30 protein-coding genes are annotated in these 26,906 nt (G+C 35.4%); 2 read left to right on the top strand and 28 right to left on the bottom strand.

Annotated elements, in window-relative coordinates; translation table 11 throughout:
- Positions 1-83: 83 nt before the first annotated feature.
- The 13 genes from ACOMA7_RS00915 to ACOMA7_RS00855 all read right to left on the bottom strand — a co-directional run bounded on the left by ACOMA7_RS00915 (position 84) and on the right by ACOMA7_RS00855 (position 14,946).
- Complete coding sequence (locus ACOMA7_RS00915) at positions 84-4,409, bottom strand: PolC-type DNA polymerase III (RefSeq protein WP_301945513.1); 4,326 nt, start codon at positions 4,407-4,409, stop codon at positions 84-86.
- A gap of 59 nt (positions 4,410-4,468) precedes the next feature.
- Positions 4,469-6,178, bottom strand: a complete 1,710-nt coding sequence (locus ACOMA7_RS00910; protein WP_054608230.1) for a proline--tRNA ligase — start codon at positions 6,176-6,178, stop codon at positions 4,469-4,471.
- 22 nt (positions 6,179-6,200) lie between these two features.
- Positions 6,201-7,472 (bottom strand): RIP metalloprotease RseP, encoded by a 1,272-nt coding sequence (gene rseP / locus ACOMA7_RS00905; RefSeq protein WP_301945514.1) that lies wholly within the window; start codon positions 7,470-7,472, stop codon positions 6,201-6,203.
- A gap of 19 nt (positions 7,473-7,491) precedes the next feature.
- The gene (locus tag ACOMA7_RS00900) at positions 7,492-8,280 is read right to left on the bottom strand and encodes a phosphatidate cytidylyltransferase (protein WP_414826947.1); all 789 of its coding nucleotides are present in this window, start codon (positions 8,278-8,280) and stop codon (positions 7,492-7,494) included.
- A 15-nt stretch (positions 8,281-8,295) separates the two neighbouring features.
- Positions 8,296-9,054, bottom strand: a complete 759-nt coding sequence (locus tag ACOMA7_RS00895; RefSeq protein ID WP_414826948.1) for an isoprenyl transferase — start codon at positions 9,052-9,054, stop codon at positions 8,296-8,298.
- A 68-nt stretch (positions 9,055-9,122) separates the two neighbouring features.
- Complete coding sequence (locus ACOMA7_RS00890; protein ID WP_034531688.1) at positions 9,123-9,521, bottom strand: hypothetical protein; 399 nt, start codon at positions 9,519-9,521, stop codon at positions 9,123-9,125.
- 22 nt (positions 9,522-9,543) lie between these two features.
- Positions 9,544-10,107: a ribosome recycling factor gene (frr, locus tag ACOMA7_RS00885; protein WP_041152360.1), complete on the bottom strand. Its 564-nt coding sequence runs from the start codon at positions 10,105-10,107 to the stop codon at positions 9,544-9,546.
- A gap of 3 nt (positions 10,108-10,110) precedes the next feature.
- On the bottom strand, positions 10,111-10,833 hold the full coding sequence (gene pyrH, locus ACOMA7_RS00880; protein ID WP_041152361.1) for a UMP kinase: 723 nt from the start codon (positions 10,831-10,833) through the stop codon (positions 10,111-10,113).
- A gap of 133 nt (positions 10,834-10,966) precedes the next feature.
- Positions 10,967-11,842, bottom strand: coding sequence for a translation elongation factor Ts (gene tsf / locus ACOMA7_RS00875; protein ID WP_053791839.1), 876 nt, complete (start codon positions 11,840-11,842; stop codon positions 10,967-10,969).
- A gap of 113 nt (positions 11,843-11,955) precedes the next feature.
- Positions 11,956-12,702 (bottom strand): 30S ribosomal protein S2, encoded by a 747-nt coding sequence (gene rpsB / locus ACOMA7_RS00870; RefSeq protein ID WP_034533994.1) that lies wholly within the window; start codon positions 12,700-12,702, stop codon positions 11,956-11,958.
- 159 nt (positions 12,703-12,861) lie between these two features.
- Positions 12,862-13,860: a D-2-hydroxyacid dehydrogenase gene (locus tag ACOMA7_RS00865; RefSeq protein WP_041152363.1), complete on the bottom strand. Its 999-nt coding sequence runs from the start codon at positions 13,858-13,860 to the stop codon at positions 12,862-12,864.
- 59 nt (positions 13,861-13,919) lie between these two features.
- Positions 13,920-14,204 (bottom strand): GIY-YIG nuclease family protein, encoded by a 285-nt coding sequence (locus ACOMA7_RS00860; protein ID WP_034533997.1) that lies wholly within the window; start codon positions 14,202-14,204, stop codon positions 13,920-13,922.
- Complete coding sequence (locus ACOMA7_RS00855; protein ID WP_301945516.1) at positions 14,194-14,946, bottom strand: tRNA1(Val) (adenine(37)-N6)-methyltransferase; 753 nt, start codon at positions 14,944-14,946, stop codon at positions 14,194-14,196. The genes ACOMA7_RS00860 and ACOMA7_RS00855 overlap by 11 nt, the downstream gene beginning before the upstream one ends.
- Before the next feature lie 85 nt (positions 14,947-15,031).
- Between ACOMA7_RS00855 and ACOMA7_RS00850 the strand changes: the two genes are divergently transcribed.
- The gene (locus ACOMA7_RS00850; protein WP_421391423.1) at positions 15,032-15,655 is read left to right on the top strand and encodes a lysophospholipid acyltransferase family protein; all 624 of its coding nucleotides are present in this window, start codon (positions 15,032-15,034) and stop codon (positions 15,653-15,655) included.
- 43 nt (positions 15,656-15,698) lie between these two features.
- Here the strand turns inward: ACOMA7_RS00850 and ACOMA7_RS00845 are convergent, their stop codons facing one another.
- Both ACOMA7_RS00845 and ACOMA7_RS00840 read right to left on the bottom strand, forming a co-directional pair.
- Positions 15,699-15,917, bottom strand: coding sequence for a YneF family protein (locus ACOMA7_RS00845; RefSeq protein ID WP_034531707.1), 219 nt, complete (start codon positions 15,915-15,917; stop codon positions 15,699-15,701).
- Between the two features lie 70 nt (positions 15,918-15,987).
- Positions 15,988-16,245, bottom strand: a complete 258-nt coding sequence (locus tag ACOMA7_RS00840; protein WP_034531709.1) for a DUF896 domain-containing protein — start codon at positions 16,243-16,245, stop codon at positions 15,988-15,990.
- Between the two features lie 86 nt (positions 16,246-16,331).
- Here ACOMA7_RS00840 and lexA point away from each other — a divergent pair, with 86 nt between their 5' ends.
- Positions 16,332-16,967, top strand: a complete 636-nt coding sequence (gene lexA, locus ACOMA7_RS00835; protein ID WP_034531710.1) for a transcriptional repressor LexA — start codon at positions 16,332-16,334, stop codon at positions 16,965-16,967.
- On the opposite strand, the gene ACOMA7_RS00830 is transcribed toward lexA, so the two are convergent.
- From ACOMA7_RS00830 to ACOMA7_RS00770, 13 genes are all read right to left on the bottom strand, one after another.
- A complete protein-coding gene (locus tag ACOMA7_RS00830) occupies positions 16,964-17,404 on the bottom strand; it encodes a nucleoside 2-deoxyribosyltransferase (RefSeq protein WP_054608235.1) in 441 nt (146 codons plus the stop codon). The genes lexA and ACOMA7_RS00830 overlap by 4 nt on opposite strands.
- Before the next feature lie 9 nt (positions 17,405-17,413).
- A complete protein-coding gene (locus ACOMA7_RS00825) occupies positions 17,414-18,580 on the bottom strand; it encodes a hydroxymethylglutaryl-CoA synthase (protein ID WP_054608236.1) in 1,167 nt (388 codons plus the stop codon).
- A 103-nt stretch (positions 18,581-18,683) separates the two neighbouring features.
- Positions 18,684-19,829 (bottom strand): family 20 glycosylhydrolase, encoded by a 1,146-nt coding sequence (locus ACOMA7_RS00820; RefSeq protein WP_054608237.1) that lies wholly within the window; start codon positions 19,827-19,829, stop codon positions 18,684-18,686.
- Positions 19,830-20,932: 1,103 nt separating this feature from the next.
- On the bottom strand, positions 20,933-21,757 hold the full coding sequence (locus ACOMA7_RS00815) for a GH25 family lysozyme (protein ID WP_421391418.1): 825 nt from the start codon (positions 21,755-21,757) through the stop codon (positions 20,933-20,935).
- A 2-nt stretch (positions 21,758-21,759) separates the two neighbouring features.
- Positions 21,760-22,254, bottom strand: coding sequence for a phage holin, LLH family (locus tag ACOMA7_RS00810; RefSeq protein ID WP_421391416.1), 495 nt, complete (start codon positions 22,252-22,254; stop codon positions 21,760-21,762).
- A complete protein-coding gene (locus tag ACOMA7_RS00805) occupies positions 22,232-22,717 on the bottom strand; it encodes a hypothetical protein (RefSeq protein ID WP_057197970.1) in 486 nt (161 codons plus the stop codon). The genes ACOMA7_RS00810 and ACOMA7_RS00805 overlap by 23 nt, the downstream gene beginning before the upstream one ends.
- Positions 22,714-23,130, bottom strand: coding sequence for a hypothetical protein (locus tag ACOMA7_RS00800; RefSeq protein WP_263500536.1), 417 nt, complete (start codon positions 23,128-23,130; stop codon positions 22,714-22,716). The genes ACOMA7_RS00805 and ACOMA7_RS00800 overlap by 4 nt, the downstream gene beginning before the upstream one ends.
- A gap of 58 nt (positions 23,131-23,188) precedes the next feature.
- Positions 23,189-23,386 carry a hypothetical protein gene (locus ACOMA7_RS00795; RefSeq protein WP_421391413.1) on the bottom strand — a complete coding sequence of 66 codons (198 nt, stop codon included), beginning with the start codon at positions 23,384-23,386 and terminating at the stop codon, positions 23,189-23,191.
- The gene (locus tag ACOMA7_RS00790) at positions 23,386-23,856 is read right to left on the bottom strand and encodes a hypothetical protein (protein WP_421391411.1); all 471 of its coding nucleotides are present in this window, start codon (positions 23,854-23,856) and stop codon (positions 23,386-23,388) included. The genes ACOMA7_RS00795 and ACOMA7_RS00790 overlap by 1 nt, the downstream gene beginning before the upstream one ends.
- Positions 23,857-23,873: 17 nt before the next feature.
- On the bottom strand, positions 23,874-24,788 hold the full coding sequence (locus ACOMA7_RS00785; protein ID WP_421391409.1) for a hypothetical protein: 915 nt from the start codon (positions 24,786-24,788) through the stop codon (positions 23,874-23,876).
- Between the two features lie 9 nt (positions 24,789-24,797).
- On the bottom strand, positions 24,798-25,418 hold the full coding sequence (locus ACOMA7_RS00780; RefSeq protein WP_421391407.1) for a hypothetical protein: 621 nt from the start codon (positions 25,416-25,418) through the stop codon (positions 24,798-24,800).
- Positions 25,411-26,553 carry a baseplate J/gp47 family protein gene (locus ACOMA7_RS00775; protein WP_421391405.1) on the bottom strand — a complete coding sequence of 381 codons (1,143 nt, stop codon included), beginning with the start codon at positions 26,551-26,553 and terminating at the stop codon, positions 25,411-25,413. The genes ACOMA7_RS00780 and ACOMA7_RS00775 overlap by 8 nt, the downstream gene beginning before the upstream one ends.
- Positions 26,540-26,905: a contractile injection system sheath initiator gene (locus ACOMA7_RS00770; protein WP_421391403.1), complete on the bottom strand. Its 366-nt coding sequence runs from the start codon at positions 26,903-26,905 to the stop codon at positions 26,540-26,542. Before ACOMA7_RS00770 ends, ACOMA7_RS00775 begins: the two co-directional genes overlap by 14 nt.
- Position 26,906 lies beyond the last annotated feature (1 nt).

Raw genomic sequence — 26,906 nt, 5'->3', positions numbered from 1 at the left:
AGCGAGCATTTCTGCTCACTCCTTTCTCTCAGATATAAATCATAATGTATCATACCATACTATCTGAGATTGTTCAATACATACTACATCATATCAAATAAACTTAATTGGTTTTCATCAGGTAAGTTATCGATGATATGATTTTCTGTCATAAATTCGATTAACTTCTTAGAAACCTTTCCACGTTTGGATAAGTCCTCTTTAGAGATAAATTCTTTATCTTCACGCGCTGCAACGATTTGTTTAGCAACGTTTAAACCAAGACCAGGAATGGCTCTAAATGGTGCAATTAACTTGTTACCATCAATTAACCATTGTTCGGCATCGGAACGGTTTAAATCAACCATTTCGAATTCGAAACCTCTTTCAATCATTTCGTTGGCTAATTCAAGAACAGTTAATAGGTTCTTATCTTTGGCAGATGCATCGTTTCCAAGATCGTTAATTTCTTTCATCTTAGCCTTAACAGCTTCCTTACCATGACACATTGAAACGATATCAAAGTCATCGGCTCTAACTGAGAAGTATGCACAGTAGTATACCAATGGGAAGTACACCTTAAAGTAAGCCACACGTAACGCCATTAAAACGTAGGCTGCCGCATGGGCACGTGGGAACATGTACTTAATCTTTAGACATGAATCAATGTACCATTGTGGAATGTTGGCTTCGTGCATTTTCTTTTGCCATTCGTCCTTAATTCCACGACCCTTACGAACATATTCCATGATTTGGAATGATGTTTCTGAATCTAGTCCCCAGTTAATCAAGTCCGTCATGATGTTATCACGACAACCAATAACGTTGGCGATGGTTGCTTTACCTTCCTTGATTAATTCGTCAGCGTTTCCTAACCAAACGTCGGTACCATGGGATAGACCAGAAATTTGTAGTAGTTGTGAGAAGTTTGCCGGATTAGTTTGTTCTAGCATCCCTCTAACGAACTTGGTACCAAACTCAGGAATTCCTAGTGTCCCAGTCTTTGATTGGATTTGATCTTGAGTTACACCAATTGTATCTGTACCGGAAAATAGTCCCATAACTCCCGGGTCATCCATTGGGATTGATTGAGGATCAATTCCTGATAAATCTTGAAGCATTCTGATCATAGTTGGGTCATCATGTCCCAGCACATCCATCTTCAAGATGTTGTCATGGATAGAATGGAAATCAAAGTGGGTAGTTTCCCAAGCCGCGTTTTGATCATCGGCAGGATATTGGATTGGTGTGAAATCAAAGATATCCATATCGTCAGGAACGATAATAATTCCGGCCGGATGTTGTCCGGTCGTTCTCTTAACACCAGTATCACCCTTTGATAGACGATCAATTTCGGCAGAACGAATAGTTTGTTGAGTATCTCTTTCGTATGCCTTTACGTATCCATAAGCGGTCTTATCCGCAACAGTACCGATGGTTCCGGCACGGTATACGTTATTTTCACCGAACAACACCTTTAGGTAGTTATGGGCGATTGGTTGATAGTCACCAGAGAAGTTCAAATCAATATCTGGAACCTTGTTCCCACTAAATCCAAGGAATGTTTCGAACGGAATATTATGACCGTCACCAATCATTAACGTTCCACATTCTGGACAGTTTTCATGTGGTAAATCGTATCCTGAACCATATTCACCCTTAGTAAAGAACTTAGAGTATTTACAGTTTGGACAACGATAGTGTGGTGGCAATGGATTAACTTCAGTAATCCCCGCCATTGTGGCTACCAAACTGGAACCAACGGAACCACGGGAACCTACCAGATATCCATCCTTGTTACTCTTTGCTACAAGACGCTTAGCGATTAAGTAAATAACTGAGAATCCGTTACCAATAATACTCTTCAACTCACGGTCCAAACGTGCCTGAATTAATTCAGGTAGTGGATCACCGTATAGTTTATGGGCCATATCCATTGTTGAGTTTCTGATTTCATCTTCGGCACCCTTCATGTGAGGTGTGTATAGTCGATCTAAGACCGGATGAATTCCATCATCAACCATGTTGGCAATCTTTTGGGTATTATCAACAACGATTTCCTTGCTGACATCTTCACCTAAGTATTCAAAATCACTCAACATTTCGTCTGTGGTTAAGAATGGTACCTTAGGTAATTCTTGTCTATTTAATGGGTTAGCCCCACCTTGTGAATGAATCAAAATCTTACGGTAAATATAGTCTTGTGGATCCATGTAATGAACATCCCCAGTTGCAACAACCGGTTTATTCATTTCATGACCCATATCAACCATGTTTTGTACTAATTCTTGTAGGTGCTTCTTACCATGGATTAATTCTGAATCAATCATTGGTTGATAGGCTGCACTTGGTTGGACTTCTAGATAATCGTAGAATTCAGCCTTCTTTTCGGCTTCTTCTTTACCTTTTTGTAGCATTGCGGTGAATACTTCACCGTTTGCACAAGCAGAACCAACTAATATTCCTTCACGGTACTTTTCAAGCACACTTCGTGGAATTCTTGGCACTCTATAGAAGTATTCAACATTGGATAATGAAACCAACTTAAACATGTTCTTTAATCCAGCCTGTGTTTGAGCCATCAAGATAGCGTGGAATGGACGCGCATGTTTATATGCATCATTATCGGACATGTGTTCATTTAGTTGATTTACCTTAGTAATGTTGTAACGTTCTTCGGCATCCTTGATGAACAAGTAATTCAAATGACCTGTTGTTTCTGCATCATATACGGCACGGTGATGGTGTTCCAAAGCAACGTCAAACTTCTTAGCCAATGTGTTCAAACGATAGCTCTTGTAGTTTGGATATAAGAAACGAGCCAATGGCAATGTATCAATGATTGGGTTTTGAATTTCTTCCATCCCATATCTTTGATAACCAACGTTCATAAAGCCAACGTCAAAAGTAACGTTGTGCCCTACAACGATTGAGTCGCCACAGAATTCTCTAAACAACTTAAAGACTTCTTCTTCAGACTTAGAACCTTTAACCATATCATCAGTGATAGATGTAAGTTCAGTCGTAAAATCTGATAAGTGGAAACCAGGATCAATAAATTCTTCAAATTGGTCCAAGACGTTATTATGTTGCATTCTAACGGCTGAAACTTCGATTACCTTATCGTAAATTGCAGAAAGACCAGTTGTTTCAATATCGAAAACAACGTAAGTAGCATCTGCTAAATCACGGTCATCTTCGTTAAATGTAATTGGAACACCGTCATCTACAACGTTTGCTTCAACACCATATAGCATCTTAATGTCATTCTTTTGTGCAGCAGTATAGGCAAATGGAAAACCTTGAACAGCAGCGTGGTCGGTAATCGCTAATGCCGGGTGACCCCATTCTTTAGCTCTAGCCACGTATTCTTCAATACTGTTAGTTGCATCCATTTGACTCATCTTAGTGTGTAGATGTAATTCAACACGTTTTTCTTCTGCGTCATCGTGACGACCTTCATGATGTAATGGATTAATGTCATAAGCATTCAATGTTAATTCGTGACTGTAGTTATCTTCTTGTATACCACCACGAACCTTAATCCAATCGCCTTCTTGCAATGCGGCAAAGTTAGCTTCATCGTTTTCGTTATTAGAGAACTTCTTAACTTCGATTGATGATGAATAATCGGTAATCTTTAAGATCATCAATTGACGACCTGATCTAAGTGAACGAATTTCCTTACTAAAGATGTGACCATTTACAATCACTAGTTTTTCTTCTTGAACGATATCAACTAGTTTAGTAACTTCTAGGTCATCCTTAATCTTCTTACCGATTTGTACTTTACCCTTTGGAACTGCATTTTTTGAGTTCTTTTGACGTTTAGCAGATGATTCTTGGATTGCTTGCATCGCCTTTTGAGCTAACTCAGCATCCTTCTTTTCCTTTTCAGCTTTAAAATCTTTGATTTTTTCTTGAGAAGCAGTTTCATCAACAAAAACAGAGATGGTAAAGTGTGGAAAACCTAATCGTTCATACAAATCTTCAATTGGACTAACTGCTTTGTCCACAAGAAAGTTCTTAACAATTTCGTTATCAGCACTAAGTTCGATTTTATGATCAACGATCTTTGGTGCATCACGTCTTAATAGTTCATTTTTAATAGCATCAGTGATATCAGCATGTTTGACAATCCATTCCCAATAATTGCCTAATTGCTTGTTATCAAATTGATTGTCGTTTGCTTTGATATTAATTTTAGTAGTAGCGATTTCATCAAAAGTCGCTTGCATACGACTATAAAAATCCAAGAAGACTTCGTAATCTAAAATTCGTGGAAGTGTAAGGTGGAATTCCCAAATTTTGGAACGTTTGTGGATATCAATCTTCTCAATCTGACCGCCTTTAAAATTATCGGAATCAATTTGGTCTTTTAACTGTAATTGATTCAATAATTTTGTAAATAATTCTTCTTGGTTAGACAATCTAATACCTCCATCCTAAGTCAGCTAAAAAAGGTCAGTCTCTTCAACTGACCCTTTTTTTATTTCAAATCTTTAAGTAAGATTTTTACAGTGTTAACAACTTCTTCTTGCTTAACTTCAACAGTTTCGCCAGTTTTTCTAATCTTTATTTCTACGATTCCTTCACTAGCCTTCTTACCAACAGTAACTCTGATTGGTAATCCAATTAGATCTGAATCGGCAAACTTAACTCCGGCTCTTTCTTTTCTGTCATCAGTTAAAACATCAAAGCCTTCATCCTTAAGTTCTTTTTCAATACCATCAGCAACACTAACTTGAGTTTCATCCTTTGTGTTAACAGGAATCAAGTGAATGTCGAATGGTGAAATTGACTTAGGCCAAATTAAACCATTGTCATCAGCTTGTTGTTCAGCAATAGCAGTTAGTAATCTACTAATACCGATACCGTAACAACCCATTACAACTGGTTTTTGACGACCATTTTCATCCAAGACGTTTGCATCTAAGTCCTTTGAGTATCTAGTTCCTAGCTTGAAGATATGAGCAATTTCAATACCACGAGTGAACTTCAATACACCTGAACCGTCTGGTGAGATTTCACCTTCTTCAACTTCTCTAAAGTCACCGTAAGTAACGTTTTCAAAGTCACGTTCAGGGTTAACGTTAGCAAAGTGGTAACCATCTTCGTTGGCACCAGCAAATGCATTAGTCATGTCTTTAACGTAGTTATCTGCTAATACAGTTACAGATTCATCTAGGTTAAATGGACCAACGTATCCTCTTGATGTGTTAGTAAATTCTTTGATTTGTTCATCATTTGCCAAGTCAAAGAATGAAGCACCAAGTTGACCCTTAACCTTAACGTCGTTAACTTCGTGATCACCTCTAACTAAAACCATCACTGGTTTTTCGTCAGCAATGAATAGAACACTCTTAATAACGTTTGAAGCATCTGTGTCTAATAGTTCCACGTCATCTTCGATTGATTTCACGTTTGGAGTACTAATCTTTTCTAAGTCTTTTTGAGTTTCGTTAGACTTTTCAGGAACGTACATGCTCTTAGCCATTTCAAGGTTAGCAGCATATTCGCTATCGTCTGAGTAAACGATGGTATCTTCACCAACAGCAGCTGGTGCAGAGAATTCGATTGAATCTGAACCACCCATGGCACCACCATCACCAATGATAGTACGGTAATCTAAACCAACTTGGTCGAAAATCTTACGGTAAGCATCTTCCATTTGGTTGTAGATACGATCTAGGTCCGCATCATCAATTGAGAATGAGTAACCATCTTTCATGATAAATTCACGTCCACGTAGTAAACCGTTTCTTGGACGTTCTTCATCTCTATATTTTGGTTGAATTTGGTATAACACTAAAGGAAGTTTTTTATATGACTTAACTGAGTCACGAATGATTTCTGTGTAAGTTTCTTCGTGAGTTGGTCCTAGAATGAAATCAGTGTCATGTCTGTTCTTTAGCTTAAATAAAGCTGGACCGTAAGTTTGTAATCTTCCTGATTTTTCCCAAAGCTCTGCAGGTAATACTGCCGGCATAAGAGTTTCATTCGCGTCGATTTCGTCCATTTCCTTACGAATGATGTTTTCAATTTTTGAAATTACTTTGTATGCCAAAGGCAAGTATGCGTACATCCCTGCTGAAATTTGCTTAATGTATCCAGCTCTTAACATTAACTTATGACTAAGAGCTTCAGCACCCTTTGGCGCTTCTTTTAGCGTTGGGATTAACATTTTTGATTGCTTCATAAAAATCTCCTTAAATATGTTCTTAATGGATAAAGTATCTTTGAATGTCGTTAATTGTTACCAGTAGCATTAATACAACTAAGAATGCAAAACCAATAAGTGTAACAATTGTTTCAACTTTTTCAGAAGTTGGTTTTCTTCTAACGGCCTCAATTATGTTCATTAATATTTTACCACCATCTAGGACCGGAATTGGAATTAAATTCATAATCGCTAAGTTAATTGATAAGAATGCGATAAAGTAAACAACTCCTTGTAGTCCTAACTTAGTAGCTTGTGATGTGGAAGCATAGATTGCAACCGGTCCACCTAAGTCGTTTAAGCTGAAGTGACCAGTTACCATGTAAGCTAATTCAGATACAAGTTGCTTAGTCATGTTCCATGTTCTAGTAAAACCAGAGAACAACTTGGTTGTAAAACTAGAATCGACAGTGTTTTTAACTCCAATCAATCCATATTTTTTTCCATTGTTCTTTTGTGATTCACTGGTTAATTTAATTATTTTAACTTGACCATCTCTTTTAATAACTAAGGTTAACTTTTGATCTGGTCTAGCTTGAATTGCTGAGCTTATTTCATTCCAATTGTTGGTCTTTTGATTATCAACTTGAACAATTCTGTCACCACTCTTAATTCCGGCATCCCTTGCAACAGAATGTCCTTGAATTGGGGTAACTGTGTTTTGATTTGAAGCTACTCCACCTTGCATGAATGTCAAAATTGTAAATGCAACAATTGCTAGAATCACGTTATTAACAATTCCAGCAGCATTGGTTATTAATTTTTTGAATACTGGTGCGTTTTGGAATTGAACATCCTCAGGAGCAATTTGGACCTTTGTTCCGTCGTGTTCCACCATTAACGCATCATGATTGACTTTAAATCTCTTAACATCTTCGTTGTTATCTTGGTAACCTTCGATAAATAACTCGTGTTCAAGATCAACATTTGAAACTTCAAGAGGTAGACCGTCTAAAGTCTTTTGTTTTTGGCTGGTATTAATTAAAATAACTTCATTTTGTTCATTAAATTTAAGTGTAACTGGAGTACCAGGATCTAGTTCCTGTGAATCGTTATCGGCAATCCCAGCCATTCGAACATATCCACCTAAAGGAAGAATACGAATTGTATACGTGGTTTGATTGTGACGATAAAAGAAAATCTTCGGACCCATTCCAATAGAAAATTCTCTAACCATTATTCCTGATCTTTTGGCAACGATAAAGTGGCCAAATTCATGAACAAACACTAAAATTCCAAAAACAATAACGAAAGCTAGTATTGTGATAATCAATTAAATCACTCCTTTACATCTAAATAATGCCAAATAGGTGAAGAAGTGGCAAAACAAATAGTAAACTATCAAATCTGTCTAAAATTCCACCGTGTCCAGGTAAAATCTTTCCAGAATCTTTAACTTGGTAGTATCTCTTAAGAGCTGATTCAACTAAATCACCAAATTGACCAGCAATTGATAATACAAGAGTTACGATAACAGAAACAAGTAGTGATGTATGACCAACTGAGAAGTAGTACATCCATGCAGTAGCAATGATAGTTGCTAATAATGATCCACAGATTGAACCTTCCCATGTCTTATTAGGACTTACATGTGGAGCTAACTTGTGTTTACCGAATTGCTTACCGAAAATGTAAGCACCTGAGTCAGTTAACCAAACGATAAATAGTGCGTAGAATAATACCGCAATACCAACATGTCTAGCAGCAATAAAGTAATGGAAGCCCATTCCAATGTATAGCATTGCAAGTGTAATCACACCAGCATCATCAAATGAAAAAATGTTCTTAGTAACAACATTTCTTAACATCAATAGCATTACTACTAAATAGAACAAAAAGTTAACTGATAGAAATGATGGTAGACCATTGAACCAGTTACTTGGTGCAATTAATAAAGTTACACCAATAAATGATAGGATTGCTTCTGGTGAAATTACTAACTTTTTCTTCATGATTAGTACTTCAGACATCGCAACAATTCCTAAAGCAATTGCTCCAATTTGAATAAAAATGCCACCCAATAAAACTATTGGCACAAATAATAATAAGGCAATAATTGCCGTTAATACTCTTGTTTTCATAATAATCTCCTAATGTTACTTGTTTTTTAATCCCCCAAAACGACGATGACGTCCTTGGAACTTGGCAATACATTTCATTAAATCTTCTTTAGTGTAGTCAGGCCATTTAGTGTCATCAAATACGAATTCACTGTATGCAACTTGCCATAATAAGAAGTTAGATAATCTTTCTTCCCCACTTGTTCTAATCAATAAATCTGGGTTAGCAAATTCTCCAAGTGATGAAGTCATTAAATTTTCACTAACGACGTCCTTATTAATGTCATCGACATTTAAACTTCCATCAGATACCTTTTGAGCAATCTTTTGAACTGCTGTAACGATTTCGTCCTGGCTTCCATAGTTTAAAGCAAAGTTCAAAATCATTCCATCGCATTTCTTAGTGTCCTCAACAGCATCATTGATGGCCTTTTGTGTAGACTTAGGTAATTGATCTACATATCCCATAACGTTAACTCTAACGTTATTCTTTACTAAATTTGGTACAAAAGTAGAGAAAAATTTCTCTGGTAAATCCATCAAGTAGTTAACTTCTTGATCCGGACGTTTCCAGTTTTCGGTAGAAAAGGCGTACAAAGTTAATGCCTTCACACCTAAATCACTAGCTGCTTTTGTAATGTCCTTTACAACGTTCATTCCCTTTTTATGTCCAGCAATTCTTGGCAAATGTCTTTGTTGGGCCCATCTTCCATTTCCATCCATGATAATGGCAATATGTTTGGGAATATTATTGTAGTCAAGTTCTGTGGTAGTTTTTTTCTTAAACTTAAACATATATACCTCGCCTATTAGTACAAATAAAGGATGAGAAACAATCCTCATCCCACATTTGTAAAGTTATTTTATTGGATTAATCTCCATTCGCCACGTTTAGCTTCTACTAAAGTTTCGAAATATTTTAATAATTGGTTAGCGTCGTTTGGACTATGTTCACCTAAAAGATTTAATCCTTCACCCGTAGGAATTGGATCACTTAAATCTGTAATTTCAGTTTCATTTTCAATTGTTGCTTCAGTAAACGCAACAATCCAATCATCTTCAATTAATTGTGAAACCACAAAAAAGATGTTGAAATCGTCAGTAACATATACCGGCATAACATAGATTCCATCTTGAATTTCTTCAAGTTGATTACCATTGTAAGACAATGCTTGCTTGGTATCATCGTTCATACTTTCAGATAGTTTGAAAACCATCTTATTGAATTCCTCTGTACCTGGTGTAACTTCTTGTTCTTGCATGGTGACATCCCCTTTTATTAGTTTATCCGTTTAGTACTTCCTTTTCTTTGGCAGCAATAACGTCATCTAAATCTTTGATTTGTGAATCTGTCAACTTTTGAACCTTATCTTCTAGTGCGTGAGTTTCATCATCTGTAAAGTCATCGTTCTTGTTACCCTTCTTTACAGCGTCCATAGCTTCACGACGTACATTTCTAATAGCGACTTTACCTTGTTCACCGGCAGCCTTAACCTTCTTAGAAATTTCTTTTCTACGTTCTTCAGTTAGTTGTGGAACAACTAAACGAATGTTATCACCATCGTTAGCTGGGTTAATACCAATATCAGCTTCAAGGATTCCCTTTTCAATATCATCTAGAGCTGATTTGTCATATGGAGTAACCATAATAACTCTAGCTTCAGGAACAGTGATTGAAGCAATTTGGTTTAATGGTGTTGGTGCACCATAGTATTCAGCAGTAACACCGTTTAATAGACTGGCGTTAGCACGACCTGCTCTAATACTTGCTAATTCTTGTCTTAATGATGCAATTGACTTTTGCATCTTGTCTTTTGCTGTATCTAAAATTTCATTTTGAGTTGCCATACTTTATTTCCCCTTAACTGTAGTTCCGATTTTTTCACCCTTAACAACTTTTTCAATGTTGCCGGATTCATTTAAGTTAAACACTACTAATGGAATATCGTTGTCCATTGATAATGAACTTGCTGTAGTATCCATTACTTGTAGGTTCTTGTTAATGATATCCATTTGAGTTAATTCATCAAATTTAACAGCATTTGGATCCTTGTTAGGATCAGCTGAGTAAATACCATCAACTCCGTTTTTAGCCATTAAAATAGCATCTGCATGTACTTCAGCAGCACGTAAAGCAGCAGTTGTATCTGTTGAGAAGAATGGGTTACCTGTACCACCAGAGAAGATAACGACACGATTCTTTTCAAGATGACGAACTGCCTTTCTACGAATATATGGTTCAGCAATTTGTCTCATTTCGATTGAGGTTTGAACTCTTGTTGGAACACCAAGTGATTCTAAGTTTTCTTGTAATGCTAAACCATTCATAACAGTTGCTAACATTCCAATGTAATCAGCTTGTGTTCTTTCCATGCCCATTTTTGAACCAGCTACTCCACGCCACATGTTACCGCCACCGACAACAATAGCAATTTGAATTCCTAGTTCGTAAACATTTTTTACTTCTTGCGCAATTTTCTTGATTACAGGTGGGTTAATACCGTGACCTTCATCACCAGCAAGTGCTTCACCACTTAGCTTTAAAACAATACGCTTATATTTTAAGTCAGACATCGAATTTCCTCCATTACATGATCGTTAATTTAATTTTAGCATAATATGAAATTTAAAAACAGTTTATAACCGCAATTATTTAATTATAAATATGTATAAAAAAAGGATACGTATCCGCATCCTTTTTCATTGATTATTTGATTTGTGAGTTAACTTCGTCAACAAAGTTAGTTTCTTCTTTTTCGATACCTTCACCGACTTCGTAACGAACAAAGGCCTTTAGTTGACCGCCGTTTTCCTTAACGTATTCAGCAACAGTCTTGTCTGAGTCCATAACGAATTCTTGGTCAGCTAAACTAATTTCAGCAAGGAACTTGTTTAGACGACCTTCAACCATCTTTTCAACGATGTTTTCAGGCTTGCCTTCTTGTAGGGCTTCCTTCTTTAGTTCTTCTCTTTCAGCTTCTAATCTGTCTTGAGGAACATCGTTTCTGTCTAGGTATTCTGGCTTAGTAGCAGCAATGTGCATTGCAACGTGCTTAGCAACAGTTTCGTCAACACCTTGAATTTGAACTAAGGCACCAATTAGACCTTGGTTGTGTAGGTAGTGACCAAAGCTTTCGTCATCGTTCTTAGTTAAAACAACGAAACGACGTAGAGTGATCTTTTCACCAGTAATTTGAGTAGTGTTGATGATCTTGTCGTTAACAGTTTCACCATCAACGTCAAGTGCTAAAGCAGCTTCAACATCAGCTGGCTTAGCTTCAACAATCTTAGCTGCGATTAAATCAATTAGGTTCTTGAAGTCATCGTTACCTGAAACAAAGTCAGTTTCAGCGTTAACTTCAACGATAGCAGCATCGTTACCGTGAGTAACAACACGAGTTAAACCAGCAGCGGCAACACGGTCACTCTTCTTTTCAGCTTTTGCGATACCCTTTTCACGTAAGTATTCTAGAGCTTTCTTTTCGTCACCATCTGAAGCAACTAAAGCTTTCTTAGCATCCATCATACCTACACTTGTCTTTTCACGTAATTCTTTTACTTGAGCAGCAGTAATCTTTGCCATTGTTATGGCCTCCTTAAGTTTTATATTAAAAAAGGCCGACTCATCCCAGGCCTTATCGGTCCAAAAACATGAGTCAGCCTAAGTGTTCAAACAAAATCAATATTTAAAAAATATTACTTGTCTTCACTTTCATTTTCATCTTTAGTGTCTTCGAATGTGCTTTCGCTAACATTTTCTTCACCTTGGTTACCTTCAATGATAGCGTCAGCCATCTTAGCAGTAATTAGACGAACGGCACGAATAGCGTCATCGTTTGATGGGATAATAACATCAACGTCATCTGGGTCAGTGTTAGTATCAACCATAGCAACGATAGGAATGTTTAACTTGTGAGCTTCGTGAACAGCGATTTGTTCTTTACGAGGGTCAACGATGAACATAACATCTGGAATCTTAGGCATGTCTTCGATACCACCAAGGAATTTTTCAAGCTTGTCAGTCTTCTTCTTTAGAAGAGCAACTTCTTTCTTAGGTAGTCTTTCGAAAGTACCATCTTCAGCCATCTTCTTAAGATCCTTTAGGTACTTGATACGGCTTTGAATAGTGTCCCAGTTAGTTAAAGTTCCACCTAACCAACGGTGATTAACGTAGTATTGACCTGCACGTACAGCTTCTTCTTGGATTGAGTCTTGAGCTTGCTTCTTAGTACCAACAAATAGTACAGTAGCGCCCTTAGCAGCTTCATCCTTCATAAAGTTGTATGCTGAATCAATCATCTTAACAGTCTTTTGTAAGTCGATGATGTAGATTCCGTTACGTTGGGTAAAGATGTATTTCTTCATCTTAGGGTTCCAACGACGAGTTTGGTGACCGAAGTGGACACCAGCTTCTAGTAATTGTTTCATAGAAATAACAGCCATGTTAATAGCCCTCCAAAAATAGTTTTTTCCTCCCCGTCAATCTATCAATTCAGAAACTATCAAGAAATAGCACTATCTGAGTTGTCATGACAGGTGTGAATTGGTAATAAATACCGAATATTATTGTATATTAAACTCCAACATTTATCAAGCTAAATATTACAATTTAACAATCTTATCTGATTTACCTGTGTTGATAAGGTCTCTGTTAGCGTCCAATGATAGAGTAACCATGTTTCTAACCGCTGTTTCAGTGTAGAAAGCAATGTGTGGGGTAATCAAAACATTGTCTCTGCTCATTAGGTTCTTTAGACGATCATCTGAGATATCATCGAAACTATCAAAGTTAACATTGAAAACACCTACTTCTGATTCATAAGTATCCAAAGCAGCACCTGCTAGTTTACCTGAATCTAAAGCCTTGATTAACGCGTCAGTATCAATTAGTGATCCACGCGCAGCGTTAATAATGTATGAACCATCTTTCATTTCTGATAAAGTCTTTTCATTTACCATGTGTTCATTTTCCTTAACGGCTGGTGCGTGTAGTGAAATGATATCAGCTTGTTTGTATAAATCGTCTGGAGTATCAACGTAGATACCTTGTTTTTCTAGTTCAGGGTTTCTGAATGGATCATATGCAATCACCTTTGCGCCGAATCCACGACAGATATCAACTAATACGTGACCAATACGACCTGTTCCGAAAACACCAACGGTCTTTGAGTTTAATTCTTGACCAATTTCAGGAGCCCATCTTAAGTCACCTGAACGTTGCTTGTCTTCAAAACGTTTTGTATTTCTTAGTAATCTCATAATTTCAGTAATTGCTAGTTCAGCAATTGCATTTGGAGAATATGCTGGAACGTTTGTTACAGTAATTCCATTTGCTTTTGCAGCATCAGCATCAACGTTATCTACCCCAACGTTTCTTAGTGATAGGTACTTGATGTTAAAACTACCTAATTTATCTAAAATTTCTTTAGTGTATGGTTTTTGTTGGTAAGCAACCACACCATCAAATCCATTAGCTTCTTCAACAGTTGATGAATCAAGTAATTTGGTTTCAACCTTTACTTCTACTTCCGGATTTTTTTGTTCCCATTCTTTTAAATATGGCATTTCATCATTTCTGATTCCATAAGCAATAATTTTCAATACAAAAACCTCCAAATATTCATCGTTACAGTTAGAATTATAACACTTAACACCGTGTCTTAAAGGCTTAGACCGTATTTAGATAAATTTACCCCATTTTCATTTAGGTATTCTAACTTCTTAGTTCTGCTCTGATGTTTAAAATGATACTCGGCACTCAAAGCATCATGTTTATTGTCAAAACTTTCGGAATATATCATTTCGACTGGCAAATGATTGCGGGTGTACTTGGCGCCCTTTCCACTTTGGTGTTGTTCTAATCGATGTTTCAAATCAGTCGTGTATCCACCATATAGTGAATCATCCCCGCACTTTAAAACATACATATAAAACTTATTCTCCATATAAAATCTTCCTTACAAAATCTGTATATTCGTTTGAATTATCTCTATAAACAAAAATTGGTGGTAGTACCTTGGTTCCACCATTCTTCCCCGCTTTGATTCCTTCAACTAGAATCATGTTTGATTCTTTTCCCTCACGTGGATAAATGTATTGAATCCTTTTTGGCATTACGTTGTGAGATTGCATGGCATCAAATAGTTCTAGCATGCGATCAGGACGGTAAACAAAGAACGCTTTAGCATTTGTCTTTAAAAGTCCCTCACACACGGTTAGGATTTTGTCTAAATTAGTTGTGATTTCATGTCTAGCAATTGCTAGGTATGGATTTGGATTCTTCTTACTGTCCTCTAAATCGGGAAAATAAGGTGGGTTACAAGTTATCACGTCAACAGAATCCTTGTCCACATAATCAAATGTATTATCAAGGTCATCGTTTATCACGGTCAACTTGTCGTCTAAGTTATTTAAACTAACACTGCGTTTTGCCATGTCAGCCAGTTTGTCTTGTAGTTCAATTTCGTAAATATGCCCATTGGTTTTATGTGACATAAATAACCCAACTGCACCATTGCCGGCACACAAATCGACAGTCTTTGAAGTACTCTTCTTGGGCAACCTAGCAAAGTCTGCCAAAAGTACCGCATCCAATGAGAATGAGAACACTTCGGGATTTTGAATTATCTTTATATCATTACTATATAGTTGATCTATTCTTTCGTTTTCCTTTAAAACATCGTCCACTTGAATATTCCACCTTATTTTTTCTTGCATAAATCAATAATAATAGAATACTATTAAATAATAAAGTACGAGAGGAGTTTATTTAATGTATTCTTTTTTAAAGTTCTTATGTAGAATCATTTTATATCCAATTAACGGAATGCCTAAGTTTGAAAACAAACAAAGAATTCCGGAAGGCAATTACATATTAGTTGCACCGCACCGTACATGGTTTGACCCATTGTACTTTGCCCTAGCAGCAAGTCCTAAAGAATTTGCTTTCATCGCTAAAAAGGAACTATTCAAAAACCCACTTTTAGCATACGTATTAAGACATGCAAACGTATTAAGTGTTGATCGTGAAAATCCTGGCCCATCAGTAATTAAGGAACCTGTTAAGATTCTTCAAAGCTCTGACAAGTCACTAATCATTTTCCCTTCAGGAACTAGACATTCTCAAGCACTAAAAGGTGGCGCTACTTTAATCGCCAAGCTTTCTAAAGCACCTTTACTTCCAGCTGTTTACCAAGGTCCACTTACCTTTAAGAGTTTGTTCTCACGTAAGAAAGCTGTCATCAACTTTGGTGACCCTATCTACTTGGACAAATCAATCAAGCTAAATGAAGAAGGTCAAAAAGCAGTCGAACAACAAATGCAAGATGCTTTCGATAAGTTAGATAAAGAAATTAATCCTGACTTTAAGTATGTTGACCCATCATCAGAAAAATAAGCAATAAAAAAAGACTTAATTTTTGAATTAAGTCTTTTTTTATTTATTTGGCGTTAGCCTTCATACTGTTCATCATTTGATTTAACTTCTTAGCTGAAGGTTTTTGACCCATTTGTAGCATCATTGCTCTTAATTGATCCTTGTTAATTGGGGGATTATCTTTAAGATATTTTTCCATGTACTTACGTGCCATGAAGAATCCACCGATCAAACCTACGATTAAAGCTAAAAGAATTAGGATAATCCATAAGAATGTTGACATAATTCTTCCTCCTCCCGTTAGTTACTATTATTAATTTTACACAACTTAATTATTAAATTCAAAAAAAGTTTTAATCGTCACGTAAACCTTTTTTACGTTGAACTTCCTTAACCTTTTCTGGTGTAACTTCTTTACCTTCTTTATTGAAAACTTGAACCATTTCAATTTGGCTTCTCATGTTTTCTTTAAAGCGTTTTAGGTATTGTTTTCTAAGGTCAGCTCTTTCAGCTTCTTCTTCCTTAGTCAATCCACTTTCCTTAGCTTTGTGGGCTAATTCATTAATACGTGGGATAAGTTTCTTTAAAATTGGATCTTCTGCTTCTGACATTTCATTATCTCCTTTACGAACATTTGTTTTTATTTTCCCGTTATGCTATATTAAAGCTATTATATTACAAGAAACGGGGTATTTATGTGACTTTTTCAAAAGAAGAAAAGACTTCTAAACAATTAGCTATTTTAGAATTTATCTGGAAAAGAATCAATAGCCAAGGCTATCCTCCTACAGTAAGAGAAATAGGTGAAGCCGTTAATCTTTCATCCACATCAACCGTCCACGGTCATTTAAGTCGCCTTGAAAAGAAGGGTTTTATCGTTAAGAATCCCGCTAAACCAAGAGCGCTTGAAATTACCGAAGATGGTCTTAAGAAAATTGGGGTTAACACACACCCTGGTGAAATCCCTGTTTTAGGTACCGTTGCTGCTGGTGAACCAATCCTAGCGGTTGAAGATACATCAGAATACTTCTCAATGCCTGACCAATACGAAAACTCAGATGATGTTTTCATGTTAGTCATTCAAGGTGAAAGTATGATCAACATCGGTATTTTAAACGGTGATAAAGTCATCGTTAAAAAGCAATCAACTGCTGAAAATGGTGATATCGTTATTGCAATGACTGATGAAAACGAAGTCACTTGCAAACGATTCTTCAAGGAATCTGATCACTATCGCCTACAACCTGAGAACGATAACTTGGCTCCAATCATCTTGGATCAAGTATCAATCGTTGGTAAGGTTGTTGGATTATACCGTGACAGTATTTTTTAAAATACTTCACCTTCGTAGTGATATTCAGGCATTTCTTTGAAATCGAACTTTTCAACATCGGATACCTTTGTTAGATATGACTTAGATCCGTTTGATAACATCAAGTTAACAATCGCATCTTTTTCATGGAATAAAACAACTGGTTTATCAATTGCATAAGCATACCCAATTTCGAAAGCTGTACCGCTGTCAACATTGTCGTCTACAAAGTCGATAATCGCGATAACGGCATCAGCTTTTTTTATTTCATCCACGTCAAGTTGGAAAACATCTCTAGACCATTGGCTACTACCAATTTCTGCCCCGTCGTTGACATTTGAGTTTCTTGGGCTAAAGTATCCTGAAACTGAAGGATTGTTATCCAATGCCTTTTCAATTCTTTGAATACGGTCAATTTGTTCATCATCAAAAAATGGTCCTGCTAAATATAATTTCATGTCAGTCTCCTACTTTCTTCCATAAATTCTTTGGTGGTCTTTTACCCCTTCAAGGAAAAATTCCGCCTTATCATTACTAGTATCCAACTTGATATCACCATCAGCGATTGGAATCCAGTTAGTAAAGATTTCTTCGTATTCTTCAACAGAAACTTGTTTTCTTGACTTCAAAGCATCATCTAATGATTTTGCTAATTCATCGTTTCTGAAGTTATCCTTTAGTTTCATTGGGAAGAATTCACCCTGTGCACCTGAGCCATAACTGAATAACGCAATACGATCACCAGATTGTAAATCATCTGAGTTATTAATTAATGATAGGAAGTTCAAATACAATGAACCGGTGTATAGGTTACCAACGTTTTCGTTGTAGATACGACCTTGTTCGAATTCTTTCTTCAAGTTAGCTTGTTGTCCTTCATCGGCTTCATCAATGATTGATCTTAGTGCCTTAATTCCCATCTTTGGATAAGGTAAATGGAATGTCATTGCTTTGAAATCAGCAATGGTTTGACCAGTGATTTCCTTGTATTCATCCCATGTCTTCTTAAAGAAATCAACGTAAACATCGTTTGAATAGTGACCATCAACAACGGCTTCTGTTCTGTACAATGGTCTCCAGAAATCCATTACATCATCAGAATAGAATGTACTTGGGCCATCGAATTCGGCAATTGAAGGATTGGCAGAAATTACCATGGCAACGGCACCCCCACCTTGAGTAACTTCACCAGGTGTCTTAATACCGTATCTAGCAATATCGGCACCAATTACTAGGGCTTGTCTTTCAGGATGGTTTTGCACATATTCTTTGGCCATTTGAAGACCAGCAGTAGCACCATAACAAGCTTGCTTTATTTCAAAAGCACGAGCTCGACGGCTTAAGCCTAACATGTTTTGTAAGTAAATAGCAGCAGATTTGGAGTTATCTACCCCTGTTTCTGTTCCAAAAATAATTAAATCAATTTTTTTACGATTATCATCATCAATAATCTTGGTACAAGCATTTGCTGCCATTGTGACAACATCTTGGGTATTGGGAATTACAGCTTGTTTCTTTTGGCCAATTCCAATCAAGTACTTGTTTGGGTCTTCGTTTCTAGCGTTAGCTAGATCGACCATATCTAAATACATATCTGATGAGTAAAAACTCATCTTGTCAATTCCAACATTCATAATGATAATCCACACTTTCATATAAATATTATTTTAATTGTACTATGAAACAACATTCTTCACAAAAGAAATAACAAAAAGGCGCACCGTTAAGTGCGTCTTTTTATTTTTCAAATTGCTTCTTTGCCTTTAAGAATGCATCAGCATAGTAGTAAGTTTTTTGATAGGTTTGTTCACCTGTGTATTGGTTAGGATATTCACCCCAGATGGAGAATGCAGCTCCAATATTGTTCTTGCTCTTAGCAAGATTCTTCTTGGATTGGTCATTCCACATGCTCATCTTCCATTTTTTAAATTCACTAGTCCAAATCTTCTTGGATTCTTTTGTGAATGAAGTAGGATCTGTAATCATGTAAAGATAGTAATTATTGTAGTTGATTGTCTTAAAGCCGGCCTTGTTTAGTTCAGGCAAAGTGGCACGCATTCTGATGTTATCTTTACGGTCCTTACTTGAACTAACCTCACCAGTTAAACTCCAGTAATTAATCAAAATATCCTTGTGATATTTATTTAAAACAGCTTTATGGAAACTATCATTCCACATTTCAAGTTTTAAATTATGTTGCTTAACGTAATCATCAATTGCATTGATGTATTTAACAGCCGCATTTTGGTCACTTCGATTATTAATGGTGATTTCATCGGCACCAACAATAATGTGGTATCCCTTTGGTAATAATCCAACGTATTCACTCAAAAGTTTCTTAGAAAAATCTAGAGTTGCCTTCTTGTGGTAGTACATTTCGTTATAACCATCTTTGTTATCCAATTGTTTAGCTAACTTCTTCCCAGCAGATGTGTATGAAAGAAGTTTGATGATTGATTGGTCATGACCTGGAAGGTCAATTTCTGGGATAACTTCAATTCCGTTCATATAACCATATTGAATGATGTCCAATAATTGATCCTTAGTTAAAAATGCTTTCTTGGTCTTTTTGTTGTAGTAAACACCATTTTTTTCATATGAGTTTTTAACGGTTTGACCTAAAGTAGAACTTTCCACACCATATCTCTCATTATCATTTAAGTGAAGTTGAAGATATGTACCATGATCTTTTTTAAGTAAATCAATGTACTTCTTAATTGTTGATGGCGCGTAGTATGTTCTTGAACAATCTAATGACAAACCGATTCGTTTAGTATTGTTATTAGTCGCTGCTAAGGTCTTTTTAGAAAGTGCACCCATTTGAACAAAAATCAAAATTAGGGCAAGAACTGCTCCCACGATTAAATATCTTTTTTTCGGCATAATCACCACTCTTTTCTTTGCGATTATTATATTTTTTAGTATAGCATTAAAATTTCATAAATCTATCTATTTTCATATTTTGTAATCATTATGAAATAGTTACATGTTAATAATAGTGCTTTAATCTTAAATCTAATTTAAATGTTTGTTTTATTGTCATCTATAATGATATGGTCGAATATGGTATCATTATATAGGTTTAATAGTAACATTAGATTGGAGTATTTGTTTATTTATGAAAAAAGCATCATCAATTTTTACTAAATCAGTATACACGTTGTTAGAATTTTCTTTAATGTTATCTACAGTGTTAGGGATTGGTTTCAACTGGGAATCAGCTTCAACTTACTCAAATAGTTTGAAAATAGATTTTCTAATTTTCATTCAAATTATATTTGTATTGTTAGCATTAATTCAAATCATATCTTTCTACATAAATAAAATCGATTTAAAGAAAGAAATAATCATTTCTGCAACACTATTTATATTGGCCATGATTCTTTACATACTACATGAATCTACAATTCAATTTCTTGTATGTATTTTACTTATCCTTATTTTAATGATAATTGACAAAAAATATTTGGCTTAAATTAAAATGACTAAACAAAAAGCACCATACTATCTGTATAGTGAGGTGCTTTTTATTTTACATTTATGATCATGAATGTATCAAAAGGAGAGTACATGTATAGGAGGCGTATTAAAAAGAAAATAAAAATGCAGTTAAAAAATTAAGTAGTTACTTAAATTTCTAACTGCATAAAAATGACGTAGTTTTGACGTAGTTTATAGTTAATAATAACTAACTATAAATGACTGATATGTACACCACAAATGCTTATAAACACCGTCACGTTAACGCTCATTAACAGTAATTGAACGGTATGACATTGTAGTTAAAGGAGAGTACAGGTATCGAGACCTATTTTTTATAAAACACTGTAACAACAGCATTCACATAGATTTAACATACACATATTTTTAAAATGACGTAGTTTTTGACGTAGTTTTAAAAATGGGGACGGTTATACATAATATAATACATATAATGGTAGAAACTAAAAAAGCCTAGCAATCAAAATGACTGCTAGGCTTTTTTGTTATTCAACTTTTTTGACCCAAACTTTGCATGAAGAAACATAACCGACTGCGGTCTTAATTCTGTATCTATTACCAACCTTTACAACAGTACCGTAGAATTGAGAACCTTTGCCCCAACGGACTTTACGTTGACTGGTTAATTCTTGCTCGTGGTAAGCGTTAACTCCGGTTTCAGAATAGAATAACTTACCGTCTTGGACGAAGTTACTGTTTTGAGCTGCAGGGGTTGCAGGCTTTACGATGCTTTCAAAACGTTCGCCAGTCAAAGTGCCGTCGAAGTCATATGATGCATCTACGTGCAGACCTTTATAGTTATCAGTAAATTGCCAAGCGTTAGAATTATCAACGCCGGGTTGAGATGAACCGTAACTAGCAACCCAGATATTCTTATCTGTTAATCGTGCATAGTTAATCTTCTTTGAGTTAAACCATGATGCACTACCGTAAACCACACGACACTTGTATCCATTGGCTTTAACGATTGATAAGAAAGTGTTGATTTGTGCGGTGATATCTCCGTAAAGCGAAGGGTCTTCGACATCAATAGCAAGTGGGGTAGATGCGTCCATACCGAACGCCTTAACCCATTTGATGAAGTAGTTAGCTTCAGCAGCAGGTGAACCTTGATAGTAGTGGTATAAACCAACGGTCTTAAATGCCTTTAGTCCATTACCAACTTGGTTACCAGATTTAGGATTTAAGTAGGTTGTACCATCAGTTAATTTAACCATTAACCCGTTGATACCTGCAGACTTTAATTGGTTCATGAAAGCTAATGAATCTGATTGATAACTTGAAATATCAGAGATTGTTTTCCAAGACATAACTATTCACCTTCTTTGTCGTTTTGTTGTTCTTTTTGTTCGTTTTGAACAACAGCTTTATCTTCAAATGAATCTGCATTAGGTGTTAATGCGTTTAATTCATCCTTTGTTAAATCTTCTGGAGCTGGTGTAGTAATAGGTTGCTTGTCGTTCAAGTAACCGTGTTGTTTCATGTATTGATATGCAGTTTCTACAACAGCATATAAATCATTACGTTTTACGTTAATTTTGTGTTCTGTTAAGAATGCGTATAACTTATCAACTGCCTTTTCACGACGGTCTGCATTAGCAAGTCCAACTTCGTTAGCAATTGGAGCAACAACTTCCTTCGCTTCTTCTAAAATATAAGCAGAACGACTAGCTAAATGATTTAGCTTTGTGTTCTTTGCTAAAGCTTTGAAATATGGTGTAAGCATGCTAACTACATAAATAGCAATTAGAATGTAGTAAAGTGGTGATTTGTGATCTACTGAGTTAATTAGTTGTGTTAAGTCCATTATTAATATCCCCTTTTTTGTATCTGTTTAATTCTGCTTTTAGATATTGGCAACGTGATTTAAGTTGCCTGTTTTCATCTTTAAGCTGTGTAATTTGTTTTTCGTAGTAATCTTTGACTTCATCAGATGACTTTTTTAAGCTCTTAAGCTTTTCATTCATCTTTCTGATGCTTTCTTGATTTAGCCTAAGTTTTGCATTAGCTTCATCAAGTCTATCCATTGTGTCATTTAACTTTAATCTAGCTTCTTTAAGCTCCTTTTGAGAACGTTCATTATCTTCCGTTCTGGCTTGCATTTCGACTTTATATGAATCAATTTGTCTATCTGCAATTTCCTTAATTGATTCAACAGTAAATTCACGGTCAGCACTGTCATTTTGTTTTTTCGCATTCTTCATTGATGAGTATGCTGATGCTGAAGCAACTACAAATCCACCAACTGCAATCATTGTGTCTATAGTCATTTCTTGCCACCATCCTCACGTGGCCCATGAATAGCCATAAGGATTAGTACGAATGAAATAGCCCATTCAATGTTGTAATGTGTCTCAAAAACTCCTCTAATAGAAAAAGCCGTGCAAACTAGCACGACCATAAAAATCGATATTACATAAGCTACGTTGGATAACTTACGTTTGTTACTTAATATTCCTAATAGAAGTATGATTCCGACTGCAATTAATAAAGTGTTAAACCATAAATCATCTGTCATTCCTCCAAGAAAATCTAATTTCTCTTTGTGATGATGAACCAAAGTGAACTGTGGGTTATCTAAATAGTTCAAATGGAACAACCCATAAAAACCTACCAATACGTCAAAAAGAAAAATACAGAAGTAGTAGTATCTCTTTTCTATTCTCTCTTTAAACATTTGCAAACTATCACTCCCTATTTTGTGCATAATAAAAGCACCTAACTAAATGAATAATTAGGTGCTACATTTGTGTATCTAAATTTTTAGGAGCGGTATATTGATTTTGTCTTTGTTGAGCATCTGCAATTGATTGTTTGTTCATTTCAACTAATTGGTTATACTCATCTTGATTAATGAATCCATAATCAAGGTAGAAACTGAAATCAACTTGAAATTCATATGATGCTAATGGTTTTAAATCGTTGAATGATGGGAACATTATTTATCACCTCCTTGTGTTGATGATTGGCTTTGCTTGTATTTAGCCAATTCTGCATTAATTTGAGCCAATTGAGTCATGTATGCTAATGATTGTTTTTGCATGCTTTGAATTTGCAACTTTAAATTAGCATTATCGGTATTTGCATTGTTTAATGCATTTTGTAAGTTGGTTTTATCTGTGGTTAAGTCATCGATTGTTGTTTGCATATCTAACATTTTTTGCTTCATATCAGCAAATTCCAGTTTGATATTTTGCGCCTGTTTTTCTGATTCTGAAAGTGGAATTTGATTTGGTGTAAAAACTACGCCACTTTCATCTACATAACATTTAGTAGGATAGTTTAGCAATGCAATAATTTGATCGTTTAACAATCCATTTTTTGCTTCATAACCATCCAATGGTTCAGTTGAGGCTTTTTCAATATAAGGATTATCTGTTTCAGATACCTTTACATAAATTTGTGTCATCTTAATATTCTCCTTAATTAATAAATTGATTTAAATCCTGTGTTTCCCCATGAATTACATGTTTGAACCCAGCAGTTATTAGTGTTGTTATAAATAAATTGTTGTACAACGCCTCCGCCTGCATCGATAACGACAAAATTCCCCCATAGATTTTGATCTTTCCAGTCTATATATTTTCTTCCTGCAAGATTATAAATTCCTGGTGTTTGTACCAAATATAAATAATCGGATTGAATATCACCCATGAACCTTAGACCTGAATATGCGGTACTTTGAGCTTGGTCAGCGGTTGTTTTAGCTTTACTAGCTAATGTATATGCATCATTGGCAGTATTATTAACGTTATTCAAGTTAGCATTAATTTGATTTACAGTACTATCAGTTGAAGCTTTAGCAGTTGCTATATCTCCTTCTAATCTAAAAATATCTGACTGCTTTGCATATCCCAAAGTTAGCATTGCTCCATCTAAATCTTTCTTAGCAAGATAAACATCATCTTTAACTGTTAAATTAATTTGTTGTGAGTTACTAAATCCAACCGTAATTGAAACACTTAATTTAACTGGTGTTCCTGTATCTTTTTCAATTACGAATGGATCAACTGCTTTTGATACTGATAATAAAGTTCGTTCAGATGAACCATCATAATATCCAAATAAGCCAACTAGCATAGCAGGATAATTATTTTCATTTCCTGTATTTGAAACAACTGATGTAGCAGTGAATGAATTATCATTTTGAGAAACGTTGTTGACGTAAAATGACATTCCATTACTGAAATCTTGAGCAGTCATTGAATCAATGGTTTTATTGCTTGGTACATCAGTATTTAAAATAATAATTTTGTCCAGAACTGCTGATTTTTTATTAGCAACTAAACCAGACAAAAAAGAGCTACCATTACTGGTAACTACTGCGCCATTATATTTCATTTTTTCCTCCTAAATGCTTATTTCCTTGCTGATAGATATTTGTCCACCAGTAAAGATTTGACCGCTACTGTTAACAGCAAACCCAATCTGATTGATTGTATAACCTGTAGCAGTAGCATTTTTTAATTCTTTAACCAAGTATGGAATCAAATTAGCATGTTGAATCGTATTAATATCAATACCTTTGATTTCAACAGTATTAACTAGTCCATCATTTAATTTTCCGTCCAAATATACCCTTGAATTATCTAGCTGAATATCGGTTGGCTGACATCCTAAAAGATTGCTCGTAATGTTAATTAAGTCTTTGATGCTACCTTTTGATCTACTAGCGTAAATGTGAGACTTAATTAAAAATCTGTAGGTGTCATCATCTAACCCATTACGATTTAATTCGTAGTTATCTCCAATATCATCCAATTCCAAGCCGTGAGCATAATTAATATCATGTGCCTTGTCTTGTTCATCAAGATTTAAAGACGAATTGAAGTAAATTCCATCAATAGCTTTAATAAACTTATCAAAGTTACTACCTTTAGAAATGTTAAATCCAGACATGTTTTTCATGTTGTCTTTATGATAATCATAGAAGTTTGTACCATTTTGTAATGTGTCGTTGTCATTAGCCATGAGTAATCACTTCCACATCATCATTTCTAGTTAGTGCGAATTCAAAGTTGGCTAGTTGTAAATCGTTTGAATTATATGATGAACCATCTGTGCTAACTTGGATAGAGTTAACTTGTTTAATACCAATCAATTGATATAAATATGGATATAACTTATTCAGAATTACCTTGTCGCCCATCTCAAAGTTTGATAGATAATCTTGAACTGATTGCTTAACCGCATCTTCATCAAATCCATCGCCAGTTGTAATATCAATCTTAAATGATAATGTTTTTTGTTGTGCTCTATCAAAGTTAACTACAATATCATTACCATATACATTTACATGTTTAGTAATTGAACCAACTGTTGTTGCTCCACCCGCAAGAACGTCAGCAAGTTTGTTAGCAATATCATCATCAGTACCACCAACTACATAAATATGAATTGTATTAGCTGGGTTGCCATGTTCATCTGTTAATTTAGATTGATTATTTTGAATTGTTACACTGCTAACACCATTTACATTTATCAATGCTGTTCTAATTCCACCTACAGTTGGATTTTCTGGAGAATATTGATTAATAGTGCCACGATTTCTAAAGTCGTAATCACTTTCTAAATCAGATCCACCAGAAGCTTGCATTGGATTATCAACACTTTCAATTTCATCTACTGGATTAGCTTGATTAATAATTGTATGTGCATCTACGTTTGTTGATGCTGATGCTTCTTGCGAATGAACAACAACAGTAGCATTACCATTTTGACCTATTTGAACATCATCATCTGATAAAAATGAATCACCTTTATCGGTAATGAATTCTGTTTGAGCAGGAATTAAATAACCAGAAGTACCAGTTATATTTAGTGTAGCCTCAGCATATTGTGCTTGATGTCGTTGAATTCCTAATGAAGTTCCTAGTCTGTCCATTGAAACTCCAGAGGCAGTTAACCAAAAATTATTGTCATAGACGTTTTGAGCGACGTTATCACATTCAACAATTCTATCAGCAAGCATTTGTGCAATCCTACCCATTGCTGAACCGTCAGAAACATCAGTATCTATTCCCAGATTTTTCTGAATTTCTGACTTAGCTTGCTTTAATGCATCATCTGCACTGATTGTTACCCAACCGTCATCAGTTAATGGCATCTGTATTCACTTCCTTCCAAAAATCTAATTGACCTAATGTTGTGTTTACGATGATATGAATATCAACTGTTGTATGATTTGGATTAATCTGTGGATCGACTAAAACAACATCAATGATTCGCTTATCTTGTTGCAGCGAAGTAGAAATTGATGAAATACAAGCATTTCTATCAAATCCACCAATTAACCAATCATAATCAATTCCAACATTTTCATTAGACCAACTTCCTTTTTTAGTCATTAAAATCATGTTTAGTGATTGTTTGATTTCATCTAAACCGGTTACATACAATGGACTATCTTTACTAATATATAAATCACCATCATCTGTATATAACAAATCTTGAGCCATT

Source organism: Apilactobacillus intestinapis, from assembly GCF_049166695.1.
Taxonomy (GTDB): Bacteria; Bacillota; Bacilli; order Lactobacillales; family Lactobacillaceae; genus Apilactobacillus; species Apilactobacillus kunkeei_C.
This window is presented reverse-complemented; position numbering and strand designations above follow the sequence as displayed.

Bases quoted from the DNA above. Each gene is read 5' to 3' on its own strand.
- ACOMA7_RS00815 (WP_421391418.1), bottom strand. From the start codon at position 21,757: ATGTCTTGGAAAACAATCTCTGATATTTCAAGTTATCAATCAGATTCA.
- ACOMA7_RS00900 (WP_414826947.1), bottom strand. From the start codon at position 8,280: ATGAAAACAAGAGTATTAACGGCAATTATTGCCTTATTATTATTTGTG.
- ACOMA7_RS00795 (WP_421391413.1), bottom strand. From the start codon at position 23,386: ATGTTCCCATCATTCAACGATTTAAAACCATTAGCATCATATGAATTT.
- tsf (WP_053791839.1), bottom strand. From the start codon at position 11,842: ATGGCAAAGATTACTGCTGCTCAAGTAAAAGAATTACGTGAAAAGACA.
- ACOMA7_RS00825 (WP_054608236.1), bottom strand. From the start codon at position 18,580: ATGAATGTTGGAATTGACAAGATGAGTTTTTACTCATCAGATATGTAT.
- ACOMA7_RS00810 (WP_421391416.1), bottom strand. From the start codon at position 22,254: ATGGACTTAACACAACTAATTAACTCAGTAGATCACAAATCACCACTT.
- ACOMA7_RS00840 (WP_034531709.1), bottom strand. From the start codon at position 16,245: ATGTCAGAAGCAGAAGATCCAATTTTAAAGAAACTTATCCCACGTATT.
- ACOMA7_RS00845 (WP_034531707.1), bottom strand. From the start codon at position 15,917: ATGTCAACATTCTTATGGATTATCCTAATTCTTTTAGCTTTAATCGTA.
- ACOMA7_RS00770 (WP_421391403.1), bottom strand. From the start codon at position 26,905: ATGGCTCAAGATTTGTTATATACAGATGATGGTGATTTATATATTAGT.
- rpsB (WP_034533994.1), bottom strand. From the start codon at position 12,702: ATGGCTGTTATTTCTATGAAACAATTACTAGAAGCTGGTGTCCACTTC.
- ACOMA7_RS00860 (WP_034533997.1), bottom strand. From the start codon at position 14,204: ATGGAGAATAAGTTTTATATGTATGTTTTAAAGTGCGGGGATGATTCA.
- ACOMA7_RS00805 (WP_057197970.1), bottom strand. From the start codon at position 22,717: ATGACTATAGACACAATGATTGCAGTTGGTGGATTTGTAGTTGCTTCA.
- frr (WP_041152360.1), bottom strand. From the start codon at position 10,107: ATGGCAACTCAAAATGAAATTTTAGATACAGCAAAAGACAAGATGCAA.
- ACOMA7_RS00830 (WP_054608235.1), bottom strand. From the start codon at position 17,404: ATGAAATTATATTTAGCAGGACCATTTTTTGATGATGAACAAATTGAC.
- ACOMA7_RS00785 (WP_421391409.1), bottom strand. From the start codon at position 24,788: ATGAAATATAATGGCGCAGTAGTTACCAGTAATGGTAGCTCTTTTTTG.
- ACOMA7_RS00910 (WP_054608230.1), bottom strand. From the start codon at position 6,178: ATGAAGCAATCAAAAATGTTAATCCCAACGCTAAAAGAAGCGCCAAAG.
- ACOMA7_RS00890 (WP_034531688.1), bottom strand. From the start codon at position 9,521: ATGCAAGAACAAGAAGTTACACCAGGTACAGAGGAATTCAATAAGATG.
- ACOMA7_RS00775 (WP_421391405.1), bottom strand. From the start codon at position 26,553: ATGCCATTAACTGATGACGGTTGGGTAACAATCAGTGCAGATGATGCA.
- ACOMA7_RS00790 (WP_421391411.1), bottom strand. From the start codon at position 23,856: ATGACACAAATTTATGTAAAGGTATCTGAAACAGATAATCCTTATATT.
- pyrH (WP_041152361.1), bottom strand. From the start codon at position 10,833: ATGTCTGACTTAAAATATAAGCGTATTGTTTTAAAGCTAAGTGGTGAA.
- ACOMA7_RS00820 (WP_054608237.1), bottom strand. From the start codon at position 19,829: ATGCCGAAAAAAAGATATTTAATCGTGGGAGCAGTTCTTGCCCTAATT.
- ACOMA7_RS00780 (WP_421391407.1), bottom strand. From the start codon at position 25,418: ATGGCTAATGACAACGACACATTACAAAATGGTACAAACTTCTATGAT.
- ACOMA7_RS00895 (WP_414826948.1), bottom strand. From the start codon at position 9,054: ATGTTTAAGTTTAAGAAAAAAACTACCACAGAACTTGACTACAATAAT.
- ACOMA7_RS00850 (WP_421391423.1), top strand. From the start codon at position 15,032: ATGTATTCTTTTTTAAAGTTCTTATGTAGAATCATTTTATATCCAATT.